The sequence below is a fragment of the Actinopolyspora xinjiangensis genome (assembly GCF_900104475.1).
GTDB lineage: Bacteria > Actinomycetota > Actinomycetes > Mycobacteriales > Pseudonocardiaceae > Actinopolyspora > Actinopolyspora xinjiangensis.
Genome location: NZ_FNJR01000006.1, coordinates 197,235 through 209,900, shown reverse-complemented (window position 1 = coordinate 209,900; position 12,666 = coordinate 197,235). Strand labels below are relative to the sequence as shown.

Below are 12,666 nucleotides of genomic sequence, written 5' to 3'. Positions count from 1 at the left end.
GACGTCGAACTCGTCACCGATGGCAACGCGGCCGCTCGCGACGACAGTGGGAGACGTGCTTCGCCGCGTAGCAACGGAGCACCGTCCCGGTCGCCGCGCGGAATCGGTCGGAATACAACTACCAGGAGAGAAGTGTCCCGTGTTCGTCGCCATCCGAGACATTCGCTTCGCCAAGGGGCGATTCACTCTGATGGGTTCGGTCGTAGTGCTGATCACGCTGTTGGTCGTGCTGCTTTCCGGACTCACCTCAGGACTGGCCGACCGATCGGTGTCGGCCGTCAGGGAGCTGCCAGCCACACACCTGGTGTTCGGCGGCAGCGGAACCGAGGAACCCGCGAAGTCGTTCGCCGACAGCGCCGTGGATCGGCGTCAACGAGCGGTGTGGGAGAACAGGGAGGGTGTGCGCCGAGTCACCCCGCTGGGAATCACGACCACCCGAATGGGGACGCCGGACGGCGGTGAGGCCGGGGTCACGGTATTCGGACTGCCTCCGGGAGCCCCAGGTGCGCCGGAAAGAGTGGCCGACGGAACCGTGGTCATCAGTCGCTCGCTCGCCGAGGAGCAGGGACTGCGCACCGGTGACCGGCTCACCACGACCACGGGTGATCTCACGGTGCGTGCTGTCGTGCCGAGCGAGTTCCACAGCCACACACCGGTGGTTTGGACCACGCTGGGCACTTGGCACGAGATGCGTGCCCAGCGAGACGGCGTCCAGCCAGCACCGTTGGCCACGGTCCTGATGGTCGATGCCGGGTCGGGGACGGACCTGGCGGCGGCCGATTCGGCCGCGAACACGCTCTCGGCCACCGTGGCGGACAGCCTCGAAGCGGTGGGCTCGTTCTCCTCGGAGAACGGATCGCTGCTGATGATGCGGGTGCTGCTGTACGCGATATCGGCGCTGGTGATCGGAGCGTTCCTCACCGTCTGGACGATCCAGCGCAGCGGGGACGTCGCCGTGCTCAAGGCACTCGGCGGCTCCACCGGTTACCTGCTTCGCGACGCGCTGGTCCAGTCGCTGATCGTCCTGCTCGCGGGCGCCGGTCTCGGCGGGGCGATCGGTGTCGCCCTGGGCAGTGCGGCCGGGAGCGTCGTGCCCTTCGAACTGACCGTGCGAACGACGCTGGTGCCGGTACTGGTGATGGTCGCGCTCGGCATGGTCGGGGCGGCGCTGGCAGTACGCCGCATAACTTCCGTGGAACCACTGACAGCCCTGGAGGCGGGACGATGAGCCTGACGATGTACGGGGTCGGGCTGGACTACCCCGACGGAGAACGCACGGTGACGGCACTGGACGACGTATCGCTGCGGGTCGCGCCCGGTGAGCTGCTGGCGGTGACCGGGCCTTCCGGCTCGGGCAAGTCGAGCTTGCTCGCCGTGGCCTCGGGCCTGGTTCGCCCCACACGGGGTTCGATCAGCGTGGGCGACTCCGACGTCACCGACATGTCCGGCCGTGAGCTGAGCGGACTGCGGCTGACCCGGATCGGCATCGTGTTCCAACAGCCGAACCTGGTCGGATCGCTGACAGCGGCCGAACAACTCCAGGTCACCGAGCACATGCGGGGACGCTCGGCGCGGAAGGCACGAGACAGGGCGGTCCAGCTGCTGGCCACGGTGGGGTTGGCGGGCAAACAACACCGCCGGCCGCACCGGCTCTCCGGTGGTGAGCGCCAGCGGGTCAACATCGCGCGGGCGCTGATGGGCAGCCCCGAGGTGCTGTTGGTGGATGAGCCGACCTCCGCCCTGGACCAGGAGCGCGGCGCACGGATCGTGGAACTGCTCCGGGAGGTGACCTCGCACTACGGGATCGCCACGGTGCTGGTCACGCACGACACCAGACACCTGTCCCACACCGATCGCACGGTCTCGATCGTGGACGGGAGGCTGTCCGAAGCGGACCCGCACCACGAGGACTAGCGGGGTTCGCCCCGGCCCGGACGCATCGGCTGGCGGGCATCCCACTCGTGGGAGCCCTGCTCTGCCGGGGTAGCCGCGCCGGGGAAGGCGTCCGCTAACCGACGCTGTGCAACCATTCCACCGGCGGGCCCTCACCGGCCTCCCGGAACGGTTCCAGCGCTTCGTCCCAGTTGGACCCGAGCAGTTCCGCCACCCGGTGGCGCACGCTCTCCACGTCCTGGCACTCGGCCATCAGGGAACGCAGCTGGTTCTCGGCGACCACGATGTCACCGTTCGCCCCGGTGCGGGCCCGCCACAATCCCAGTTCAGGGACGTGGCAGAATCTCTCCCCGTCCGCACCGGGGCTGGGGTCCTCGGTGATCTCGAAACGCAGTATCGGCCAGGAACGCAGCACTCCCGCCAGTCGGGCCGCGGTCCCCGGTTCGCCGGACCACACGTGCTCGGCGCGAAGCTGTCCCGGAGCCGCGGGCTGTGCGGTCCAACGGAACTCGCAACGGGTGTCGAGCACGCTCGCGACGGCCCACTCGACATGCGGACAGACCGCACCCGGTGAGGAGTGGACGTAGACAACGCCGGTTGTAGAGTCACACGTGCTCATGTTGCCCTCCGCTTGTGCCACGAGGGACGTTCTCACGCTACGACCTCGAAGCGAAGTACGACTCTGCCAGTCGATCACAAGCGGTGGGTCTCCGCACGCTTTCCGCGCGCCGCGCCGCACTGTCGAGAATGGACCGGCAAGGCTCGGCGCATCCGTTTCCGCCCCCCGGGCAACGATCGGAAATCGCACTTCGGAAGGCATAGCCACGGCCGGGACCAAATCGGCGCGGGACCGGAGGGACCGGTATCCTCCTGGGCTCCCCACGACGTGGTGATAACACTCGAAAGGGGACACTCGCCCCGTGTTCGGCCCCGAGGAAGCGGTCCCGGCCGCCCCTGGAGCGCCCCTTTCAGAGCCCGTAGGCCTCCAACAGTCGAAGCCAGATCTCACCGACCGTGGGGAACACCGGCACGGCGTGCCACAGCCGCCGCAGCGGCACCTCCCCGACGATCGCGATCGTCGCCGCCTGCAACAGCTCGGCGACGTCCTGTCCGACGAACACCGCGCCCAGCAGCACCTCGTTCCGCTCGTCGACCACGAAGCGGGCCCTGCCCCGGTACCCGTCGGCCCGCAGCACCGCACCGACCGAATCGATGTCCAGCTCCACGGTGCGCACCTGATGCCCGGCCCGCTCGGCCCGCGCCGGATCGTAACCGACCTGGGCCACCTCCGGGTCGGTGAACACCACCGCCGGTACCGCGCGCCTGTTGGCCGAGGTCATGTACCGGCTGAACGCCTCGGTGGTCACGTGCCTGCCCGTGGCTCTGGCGACCACCACGTCGGCCACCACACGCGCGGCGTACTTGGCCTGGTGGGTGAGCCGCGCCTGCCCGGTGACGTCGCCCACCGCGTAGAGCCAGCCCCCGGAGACCCCCCTGACCTCGCCGTGCTCGTTGACCTCCACGGCACCGTCCTCGTGCAGGCCCACCGACTCCAGTCCCAGGTGCCCGGTGGCCGCGCGACGCCCGGTGGCGACGAGCAGGTGCTCGGCCGAGACCTCGGTACCCCCGGAGAGCCGGAGCGCCACCCCCTCCGGGGTCCGCGAGACGCTCTCCACGACCGAGTCGGGACACATTCGCACGCCGTCGGCGCGGAGGGCGGCACCGACCAGCTCACCCGCGAAATCCGCCATGGCGGGCAACGGGCGCGGTCCGCTCTCGATCATCAACACGTCCGTTCCCAGCCTCGCCCATGCCTGCGCGAGTTCGACCCCCACCGCGCCCGCTCCCAGTACGACCAGGCTTTCGGGGGCGCGTTCGGCGGAGGTGGCAGCTCGGGAGTCCCAGAAATCGACCTCGTCGAGGCCGGGGATCTCGGGGTGGTCGGGCACGCTTCCGGTGGCCAGCACCACGGCCCTCGCCGCGCGTAGGGAGAGCGTCGTGCCGTGCACGTCGCGGACCATGACCTCCCCGCTGCCCGCGACCCACCCCGAACCGCGGAACAGGGCCACGCCGAGCTCGTGGACCCGGTCGACCTGTCGCCGATCGTCCCACTGGTCGACGAACGAGTCCCGTCTGCGCAGCGTGCCGGTGATGTCCGGCTCCCCGGTGACGGCCTGGGCGGCCCCCTCCACGCGACGGGCCTCGGCCACCGCGTGCCCGGAGCGCAGCAGCGCCTTGCTCGGCACGCACGCCCAGAAGGAACACTCGCCGCCGACACGTTCCCGCTCCACGAGAGCCACCGAGAGCCCTCCGGACACGACCCGCCCCGCGACGTTCTCCCCCGCCGGTCCCGCCCCCAGGACCACGACGTCGTACTCGTAGTCGGCGGAGTCCCGGACGGCACCGTCCGGCTCCGCGTCCGTAGCAGCCATACCGGCCAGGGCAATACATCGCGGTGGCGACGGCAACCCGGATGCCCCGGGCCGCGTGACGGTGGACGGCGGTTCCGGTCCTCGGGGCGGCTCGGCGCGAGGACCGGGGAGTCGCTCACCGGTGCCCGGGTACCGCCCGGCGGTCACCGGGCCGGTCCACACGGCTCAGCGGGAGACCCGGCTCCACCCGCCGACGGCGGGAGTCTGGCCGTTCTCGTACTCGGTGGGAAGTATCCGGGGCGTCCGGGTCAGATAGGGGTGGAACAGCCGGAACACCACGGCCGCGGGCGCGTACAGTGGGACGACGGCCGACAGAGTGGCCGCTGTGACTCCGGCACGGAACACGTCACCGGGCAGCAGCCGTGGGTAGCGATCCACGAACCGGCTGTTGGCGAGCGAGACCACCCACAGCACGAGCACGAAACCGACCATGGTGGTCACCGCGATGACCACGGACGGCTGGTAACCCAGCCGCTGCGAACCGAGCATCACCGCGATCCACCCCAGCAGGGCGGGCACCTGGCCGCGTTCTGTGGTGGCCGCCCACAGCAGGCCACCGAAGACCGCCAACAACGCCCCGGCGCTCTCCCATGTACTCACCACCCGGTCGCTCCAGGCCGTGTCGAACACGCCGACCCGTTCCAGCAGACCGCGCCACACCTCCACCGCGGAGGGGGACGAGTCGGGGGCCAGGAACTGGCCGACGATCCACCACAGCGTCCACACCGACACCACGAACGCCGCCAGGCGTTGCCAGTGGGGCCTGCTGCCGGCCACACTGCACAACCTGATCACTTCCCACCAATGCGCACGCACGAGTGGCCACCTCCGTCGATCGGATTCGCCGCACCACGGCGATCGTCACCGTCAACGGAGTGATCGGTCCATTGCCCGATCAGTGGTGTGTCCCGAACACGCTGGGTCACATCGCGGCGGGGACCGGTGTGCAGTTCCTCCCCACGACACAGTGCTCGGCCACGAGCTCGACTCCCCCGCCGTCGACGAGCCAGGTCTTCCCCGTCGCGGTGGACACCAGCACACGATCGGCTGAGTCTGTCGAGACCCGTACATCCCCCGCGCCCCCGATCGGACCTTCGAACCGAATCCCCACCCCACCACCTATCCGTCCTCCTGTCCTCGGATCGATCGTGGTGAGGCGGACCGCGTCACGCGCGGCGCAGTCCCGCGGCCGCAGCACGAGGAGTCCGGTCGAGCTCCAGGCGATCCGCAGCGGAGCGCACGCCGGTTCGAACAGCCGGATCCGATCAGATCCGGCCCGTCCGGCCGGGACCAGGCGCAGCGTCGGCGCGCCCCCATCCCGGTCCCGCACGACCAGCGCCAGTCGTCCCGAACGATCCAGTGCGAGGTCACGCACCACCAGACCGGTGTCCAGCGTGATCCTTCGGGTGGAGTTCCCCGATACGAGCGTCACCCGGTTTCCGCCCGCGACGGCGAGCCTGCCGTTGGCCGCGCTCATGGCGCTCACCTCGGCTCTCCGACCCACTCCCCGGACACGCCGGGTGGTTCCGTCGGGGCCTACCCGCAGCACACCCTCACCAGCGACGGCCGCGTAGACGTGCTCGTCCCCCTTGGCGAGCGCGGTGACCTCGGCATCGACCCTGCCGAACTCCCGCAGTACCTCGCCGGTCTCCAGGGCCGCCGAGGCCAGCGTCCCGTCGGCCAGCCGCACGACGTAGCTGTCCGGAGCGATACCGACCGGCACGGGCCGAGGACTCCGGTCGGGGACGAGCACCAGGACGAGCAGCAGGGCGGCGGTGGCGGCGGCAGCGACTCCGGTCAGCCCGAGAACCAGGCGAGATCCGGAACGCCCACGGCGCTTCGCGAGCACACGTGACAGCGCGGTGGGGGAAGGTTCCACGTCCCGGACGAGCGTGTGCAGACCCTCGCGCAACAACCGCTCGTCGGAGTTCTCCCTGGGGGCGGCGGTGTCTAGTTCCGTCACACGCGCTCCCTCAGCAAACTCGACAATCGCGTGACCCCTCGGGAACAGTAAGCCTTGACCGCGCCCGGAGTCACTTTCATTATCTTCGCGGTGTAAGCCTCGCTGAAGTCGGCGTAGTAACGCAGCACGATCGCCTCCCGTTGCCGGGGAGGCAGCCGGGCGATCGCCTCGGCCAGCACGGTGCGGTCCACGCCGTGCGCGCTTTCGTCCGGTCCTGGCTCGCGTTGCACCAGACGGTGCTGGTACTTTCTCGAGACCTGACGCCTGCGCAGCAACGAGCGTGACTTGTTGAGGACCGATCGACGCAGGAACGCCAACGCCCTGTCCCGGTCGCGCAGCCGCGCCCGGGAGTCGAACACCCGCACGAACGCGTCCTGGACGATGTCCTCGGCCGCCGACCGGTCGTCCACGAGCAGTACGGCCATCCGCAGCAGCTGGGAGTAGTGCTCGTTGTAGAGATCCGTCAGTTCGGCCGTCAGCTCATCCATGTCCGTCTGTCCGTCCGACCGTGCCGCGGTGGCGAATGCGATCGAAGCAGTCCATGCCGACACGGCGCCGGGGTCCACCGCCCGGCGAGTACCGCGCGGAAACCGTTCGGACGCGGGGAGGCGATCTCGGTGCTAGGCCCCTGCCGTGTCCGAAAAACTGGATCCCGACAACACGTCGGAGTGACACTGTGATCTTACCCGGTCGGGGAATACCTACCGACGGTCGTCCGCTCATCGAACATGACGGCCACAGCTGTGGGGTATCCCCACGGCTGCTGACCGAAAAGTTCCAGTCACACCCTCTCGTTAGGAGGAAGGCGCCACCAGCGGCGCCGAGTGAATCGCATGAAGTTCGGTATCTCCACATTCGTGACCGACGAGGGAATCGATCCGGCGGAGCTGGGTGAGGCAGCCGAGCAGCGCGGTTTCGACGCTCTCTTCCTGGCCGAACACACCCACATACCCACCAGCAGGCGGACGCCCTATCCCGGCGGAGGCGATCTGCCCAGGCGTTACCACCGAACACTGGACCCCTTCGTGAGCCTCACCGCCGCGGCGGTGGCCACCAGGCACCTGTCACTGGGAACGGGAATCGCGCTGATGATCCAGCGGGACCCCATCGTCACTGCCAAGGAGGTGGCCAGCCTGGACCGCGTCTCGGGTGGCAGGGCCGTGTTCGGCGTGGGCGCGGGCTGGAACCGGGAGGAGATGCGCAACCACGGAACCGATCCCGGTCACCGGGGCGCTCTCATGGACGAACGCATCCGCGCCATCAGAGCACTGTGGACCCGGGAGGTGGCCGAGTTCCACGGCGACCACGTCGACATCGAACCCTCGTACTGCTGGCCGAAACCGGTCCAGTCGCCTCACCCGCCGATCTACGTGGGTGGGGAGAGCGAGCGCTCGGTGGAACGCGTCGCCGAGTACGGCGGCGGCTGGCTGCCGAGGTGGGGAGCGGAGAACCTGCCCAAGAAGATCGAGCAAGTCCGCGAGCGCGCGGGGTGGCGAGTGCCGGTGACACTGTACTCCGCCGCGGACGATCCCGCCGCGATCGCGGAGCACGCCCGCGCCGGGGTGGACCGCGTGCTGTTCCATCTTCCCACCGAGCCCAGAGACACCACACTGCGTTATCTGGACCAGTTCGCCGAATCGGCGAGGAAATCACGTCAGTAGAGCCGTTCGGCTGTGGCGAACCGGCCTCGATAGGCGGATCGGTGAGACTGGGCCGGTTCACCACATCCACGTTTTTGACAATTCTCAAACAAAACCCCAGAGGAGAGTAAACCTCGTTTACCGAACATGCCCACACAACGCACCGCGAGAGCGGAAACAGCACCGAACGCGGCCGAACCGATTCGCGACGAGCACGAAGAGAAGGATATCTTCGCAGCACAGTGGACAGAAAACCTCTAGCTCCCATGCCCGGAACGGCCATTACCCACCAGGGGTGAATTCCCCGGAACGACGATGACGACCAATAGCCACCAGCCGAGCACGGTACGACACCTTCCCCGCTTGACAGCCACTCCTTCCGTCCAGCGGAAGCCCACTGCCTGAATTCGCGCCCCGAGCTGAGAGGCTGAATCGAACGCAGCCTAGAAGGGGAGGTTGGAATGCGTACCCAGGTCGCGATCGTGGGAGCGGGTCCAGCGGGCATGCTGCTGTCTCATCTGTTGCACCTGCAGGGAATCGAATCGATCGTCTTGGAGCGGCGCAGTCGCGAGTACGTACAGCAACGGGTCCGGGCGGGAGTCCTGGAGCAGGGCACCGTCGACGTGCTGCGGGAGGCCGGGGTCGCCGAACGGCTGGATCGGCAGGGGCACCCGCACTACGGCGTGAACGTCCAGTTCGACGGGGAGCGCCTGCGCATCCCGCTCGCCGAACTCACGGACGGGCGAAGTATCACCGTCTACGGCCAGCAGGAAGTGGTCAAGGACCTGGCGGACCGGCGCGACCGGGACGGCGGCGAGGTCCACTACGAGGTTTCCGACGTGTCGATCGAGGGCCCCGACACCGAGCGACCGCTCGTGCGGTTCACCGCCGGGGACGGCACGAGCCACGAGATCCACTGCGACTTCGTGGCGGGCTGTGACGGTTTCCACGGCGTCTCCCGGAGCACGATCCCGGAGAGCGTGCGAACCAACTACGAACGCGTCTACCCGTTCGGTTGGCTCGGAATCCTGGCCGAGGTCCCGCCTTCCAGCGAGGAACTGATCTACGCCAACCACGCAAACGGATTCGCGTTGCAGAGCCTGCGCTCGCCGGAGCTGAGCCGGATGTACCTGCAGTGCGACCCTCAGGACCCGATCGAGCGCTGGCCCGACGAGCGGATCTGGGCCGAGTTGCAGACCAGGCTGGGCACCCCCGGCTGGGAACTGCGGGAGGGTCCAGTGATCGACAAGAGCATCACCGCGTTGCGCAGCTTCGTCACCGAACCGATGAGCTACGGCAGACTGTTCTTGGCCGGCGACTCGGCGCACATCGTTCCCCCCACCGGCGCGAAGGGGCTGAACCTCGCCGTGGCCGACGTGGCACGGCTGGCGGAGGCGATGACCGACTTCTACAGCGGCAACGGCACTTCGGGGTTGGACACCTACTCCGAGGACTGCCTGCGGCGCGTATGGCGTGTGCAGCACTTCTCGTGGTGGATGACCTCCATGACCCACCGGTTCGACGGCCCGGACGCGGCTTTCGACCGGCGACTGCAGCGCTCGCAGTTCGACTACCTACGCACCTCGACAGCGGCGGCCACCACCCTGGCGGAGAACTACGTGGGCATGGCCGAGGTGTGACGTCACTGCCGCGGTGACCACGGAAAGCCCGTTCCGCACGGCTTTCCTCGCTCGACGAAAACGACTCGGCACCGAGGTTCGAGTCGTTTTCGTCTCACTCACCCAGTCGAAGGACTAGTCGCACTTCGGACACTTGGGTGGACCACCTCCCTGCGGGGGGATCATGGGGCCACCACACGTCGGACACATCGGTGACATCGCTCCTGCTTCCGGTGCACCTCCACACGGCCAAGGCCGCGGACCCCCTCGGTAGGGACTCCACAGTCGCACTCGCCACTGATCGGAAACCGGATACCGCACCGGAAGTGAAGCGGTGTGTCCGGCGACGTCTCCGCAGGCACTCCGCGTGAGCACGCCCCGCGCACGAACCACGCGCACGCTCCGCGCCTTCCACGAACGAGACCTCCGGCACCTCTCGCACCGCTTCGCTCCGCCTTCCGACCAAGGCCACCACTCCGGCCGATCACTGGCAGCCCGCCTGAAGACGCGCGGGAGGGCCCGATGCCGGGGCGGGACTCGGCCTCTCCTCGAATCGATACAGCATCACGCACCGACGACGATCATCGGGTGCGCGACTCCCCCGGAGCGCCCCACGACGGGCTCGCTCGGGCCGTTCGTCCTCCACCGGTCCCGTTGACAGTCATGTCCTTCTCCTGTCAGCTTGTTCTTACACATGCAAACCAGCCGCTCGACTGTGGGGCGAGCACCACAGGAGCGGCGGCGAACGACACCGCGTTCCCACGGACCACGGGAGTAGGTCATGACCAGCACACGGAAGCCCCCGGAGCGAAACGGACCGACCCGAGGGCCACTGTTGCTCTCGACACGGCCGTGGGCGGCCACGATCTACCTCCTGAGCTACCCGGTCGTGGGCACTCTGCTGTTCGTGACAACGGTGGCCAGCGTGCTGATCGCCGCGGCGCTGAGCATCGTGTGGGTGGGGCTACCGCTGCTGCTCGCCTCGGCGGTACTGGCCCGGAAATGCGCCGACGTGGAGCGGTGGCGCGCGGCGCTGGTGACGGACCTCGTCCCCGCCCCCGGCCACACCTCCCACGGCGGTGGGTTCATGGCCCGTCTCCGGGCGTTGTGGTCGGATCCCGCCACGCAGCGGGCCCTCGGTTATCTGGTACTGATGTACGTCCCGTTGCTGATCATGGACACAGCCGTCGTGGCCCTGTGGCTGTCCGTGGTGGGGATGGTGACGGTCCCGCTGTGGTTCTGGGCCGTACCGCAGAACGGGGGTCACGGGGTGATGATCGGCTACCGCCCCGAAGCGCCCAACACCACGAGTTTCGCGTTCGGCGACGGTTCGTTCGGGCTCTGGATCGACGACCTGCCCACCGCGCTGCTGGCGGCGGCACTGTTCCTGGTACTGGCCTTCGCCCTGGCGCACCTGGTGACGGCCGTGGCCCGGCTGCACGGCGGGGTGGCGCGTTCGATGCTGGGACCTCCCACCGATCCGCTGGATTCCGCCCGGCGGGTACTGGAGGAGCCCGGAGCACTGCGACGGTCCTCGGAGCCGGGAGAGCACGATGACGCCCCCGCCGGGAGAGCGGTTCCCCGGCACGACCGGACGACATGAGAGAAACGGGGAAGTCGATCCGAGGAGAACACCACCAGCGGGGGTGAGTCCTGAACAGCGAGGAACTGCTGAACTTCCTTGCCGCCGTGGGGCACTCCCACCGGTTGCGCATCATCGCGGCGCTGGCCGAGGGACGGGTGCACGTCAGCGAACTCGCCCGCAAGCTCGGCCTCTCGCGACCGCTGCTGTACATGCACCTGGACCGGTTGGAGAAGGCGGGGCTGGTGCGGGGGCAGTTGGAGCTGTCCCCCGACGGCAAGGCCCTGAAGTATTTCGAACTCGTCGCCTTCGAACTGCGGCTGACGCCGGAGACCGTCGCGGCGGCGCTCGATGCCGACGAGGAGAAGTCAACGGACGAATGAAGGGACAGCGAGCATGAGCGGCCTCGTGGCTGCCATCCTGATCGTGCTGATAGCCGTCGGCGGAGTCACGATCGGGGTGGTCACCTACTTCCGGTTGCAACGGCACCGAGCCGACGCCGTCGCCATGGCGAACTACCGCAAGCTCGCGGAGGAAGCCGTGGGGCGGCAGGAGGCCGTGGAGAACCGACTGCGGGAACTCGACTCCAGGCTAGCGGAGATCGAGAAACTGCTGCGCAGCATCGACTGACCGCGCGTGGAACGCGGGGAAGACCTCGAGGGATCTCCCTACGCGGCACCCGCTGTCACCTGGTCCGGCAGCTGGCGAGAAACGGCCACTGTGGCTGGTCGGTGCTGCTCGGCTGCCGTGGTCTCGCGCGGGAAAATGGAGATACGACCGATCGAAGCGAACCGGCCCCACGGTGGGACCGGAATTCCTATGCTCTCGGCATGGTCTCCGATGCGGTGCGGTTGCGGGATCGGTTGGTCGAAGCCGCGCGAGCGGGCGAACCGCTCGACGTCAGCGACGAGACCGACCGGGAGATCCCCGCGACCGCGATCCGGGCACTGCTGTTCGGGCTCGACGCCGAGGAGCTCGACCCGCGCGGCGTCCGACTGCGCGGCGCGCACGTCACCGGCCAGCTGGACCTCACCGACGTGCGGGCCGCGGTGCCGCTGGTGCTGACCCGGTGCGAGTTCGACGAAGGCATCACGGCCACGCGGGCCCACCTGCCGCACCTGGACCTGTCCGAAAGCCGGTTCCCGCACCTGGACGCCGACGATTCCGGCTGCGAGCACGACACGCGCCTGCACCGGACCCGCTGCGAGTGGGTGAGCCTGGTCGACGCCGACCTCACCGGCGACCTCACGCTGCACGGCGCGCGGCTGGCCGCCTCCGACACCCCCGCCCTGGACCTGGCGGGAGCCACCATCGGCGGCGATCTCTACCTCGACGACGGGTTCACCGCCAGCAGCGACAGCCACGGCGGCACCCTGCGACTGCTCAGAGCCACCATCGGCGAAACACTCCACCTGTCCGAAGCGAAGTTGACCGCCATCAATGGGCCCGCCCTGTTCGCCGACAATCTCACCGTCAGTGACAACGTGTTCCTCAACGAGAGCTTCAGCGCCAGTTCTGACAGCCAGCTGGGCACGGT

Annotated in this window: 12 protein-coding genes and 1 pseudogene; 8 read left to right on the top strand and 5 right to left on the bottom strand. The window is 68.6% G+C overall.

From position 1 onward, the window contains the following. The first annotated feature begins 139 nt into the window (after positions 1–139). A complete protein-coding gene (locus tag BLQ75_RS11490) occupies positions 140–1,228 on the top strand; it encodes an ABC transporter permease (protein WP_092601454.1) in 1,089 nt (362 codons plus the stop codon). After that, positions 1,225–1,914 (top strand): ABC transporter ATP-binding protein, encoded by a 690-nt coding sequence (locus BLQ75_RS11485; RefSeq protein WP_092601452.1) that lies wholly within the window; start codon positions 1,225–1,227, stop codon positions 1,912–1,914. The genes BLQ75_RS11490 and BLQ75_RS11485 overlap by 4 nt, the downstream gene beginning before the upstream one ends. 94 nt (positions 1,915–2,008) lie before the next feature. On the opposite strand, the gene BLQ75_RS11480 is transcribed toward BLQ75_RS11485, so the two are convergent. From BLQ75_RS11480 to BLQ75_RS11460, 5 genes are all read right to left on the bottom strand, one after another. Beyond that, positions 2,009–2,512 (bottom strand): DUF3145 domain-containing protein, encoded by a 504-nt coding sequence (locus BLQ75_RS11480; protein ID WP_092601450.1) that lies wholly within the window; start codon positions 2,510–2,512, stop codon positions 2,009–2,011. Positions 2,513–2,861: 349 nt separating this feature from the next. After that, a complete protein-coding gene (locus BLQ75_RS11475) occupies positions 2,862–4,325 on the bottom strand; it encodes a dihydrolipoyl dehydrogenase family protein (RefSeq protein WP_092601448.1) in 1,464 nt (487 codons plus the stop codon). Between the two features lie 165 nt (positions 4,326–4,490). Beyond that, on the bottom strand, positions 4,491–5,141 hold the full coding sequence (locus BLQ75_RS11470; protein ID WP_092601446.1) for a hypothetical protein: 651 nt from the start codon (positions 5,139–5,141) through the stop codon (positions 4,491–4,493). A gap of 106 nt (positions 5,142–5,247) precedes the next feature. Next, positions 5,248–6,288 carry a hypothetical protein gene (locus BLQ75_RS11465; RefSeq protein ID WP_092601444.1) on the bottom strand — a complete coding sequence of 347 codons (1,041 nt, stop codon included), beginning with the start codon at positions 6,286–6,288 and terminating at the stop codon, positions 5,248–5,250. After that, positions 6,285–6,776 carry a SigE family RNA polymerase sigma factor gene (locus BLQ75_RS11460; RefSeq protein WP_092601602.1) on the bottom strand — a complete coding sequence of 164 codons (492 nt, stop codon included), beginning with the start codon at positions 6,774–6,776 and terminating at the stop codon, positions 6,285–6,287. The genes BLQ75_RS11465 and BLQ75_RS11460 overlap by 4 nt, the downstream gene beginning before the upstream one ends. A gap of 345 nt (positions 6,777–7,121) precedes the next feature. Here BLQ75_RS11460 and BLQ75_RS11455 point away from each other — a divergent pair, with 345 nt between their 5' ends. From BLQ75_RS11455 to BLQ75_RS23440, 6 genes and pseudogenes are all read left to right on the top strand, one after another. Further along, on the top strand, positions 7,122–7,949 hold the full coding sequence (locus tag BLQ75_RS11455) for an LLM class F420-dependent oxidoreductase (protein ID WP_092601442.1): 828 nt from the start codon (positions 7,122–7,124) through the stop codon (positions 7,947–7,949). A 440-nt stretch (positions 7,950–8,389) separates the two neighbouring features. Further along, positions 8,390–9,568, top strand: coding sequence for a 4-hydroxybenzoate 3-monooxygenase (pobA, locus tag BLQ75_RS11450; protein ID WP_092601440.1), 1,179 nt, complete (start codon positions 8,390–8,392; stop codon positions 9,566–9,568). Positions 9,569–10,328: 760 nt separating this feature from the next. After that, positions 10,329–11,150 carry a sensor domain-containing protein gene (locus BLQ75_RS11445; RefSeq protein ID WP_092601438.1) on the top strand — a complete coding sequence of 274 codons (822 nt, stop codon included), beginning with the start codon at positions 10,329–10,331 and terminating at the stop codon, positions 11,148–11,150. 50 nt (positions 11,151–11,200) lie between these two features. Beyond that, positions 11,201–11,512 (top strand): ArsR/SmtB family transcription factor, encoded by a 312-nt coding sequence (locus BLQ75_RS11440; RefSeq protein WP_092601436.1) that lies wholly within the window; start codon positions 11,201–11,203, stop codon positions 11,510–11,512. A 13-nt stretch (positions 11,513–11,525) separates the two neighbouring features. After that, the gene (locus BLQ75_RS11435; protein ID WP_092601434.1) at positions 11,526–11,759 is read left to right on the top strand and encodes a hypothetical protein; all 234 of its coding nucleotides are present in this window, start codon (positions 11,526–11,528) and stop codon (positions 11,757–11,759) included. 200 nt (positions 11,760–11,959) lie between these two features. Next, positions 11,960–12,666, top strand: a pseudogene (locus BLQ75_RS23440) (hypothetical protein); the annotation flags it as partial.

Bases quoted from the DNA above. Each gene is read 5' to 3' on its own strand.
- BLQ75_RS11455 (WP_092601442.1), top strand. From the start codon at position 7,122: ATGAAGTTCGGTATCTCCACATTCGTGACCGACGAGGGAATCGATCCG.
- BLQ75_RS11485 (WP_092601452.1), top strand. From the start codon at position 1,225: ATGAGCCTGACGATGTACGGGGTCGGGCTGGACTACCCCGACGGAGAA.
- pobA (WP_092601440.1), top strand. From the start codon at position 8,390: ATGCGTACCCAGGTCGCGATCGTGGGAGCGGGTCCAGCGGGCATGCTG.
- BLQ75_RS11480 (WP_092601450.1), bottom strand. From the start codon at position 2,512: ATGAGCACGTGTGACTCTACAACCGGCGTTGTCTACGTCCACTCCTCA.
- BLQ75_RS11475 (WP_092601448.1), bottom strand. From the start codon at position 4,325: ATGGCTGCTACGGACGCGGAGCCGGACGGTGCCGTCCGGGACTCCGCC.
- BLQ75_RS11435 (WP_092601434.1), top strand. From the start codon at position 11,526: ATGAGCGGCCTCGTGGCTGCCATCCTGATCGTGCTGATAGCCGTCGGC.
- BLQ75_RS11460 (WP_092601602.1), bottom strand. From the start codon at position 6,776: ATGGATGAGCTGACGGCCGAACTGACGGATCTCTACAACGAGCACTAC.
- BLQ75_RS11445 (WP_092601438.1), top strand. From the start codon at position 10,329: ATGACCAGCACACGGAAGCCCCCGGAGCGAAACGGACCGACCCGAGGG.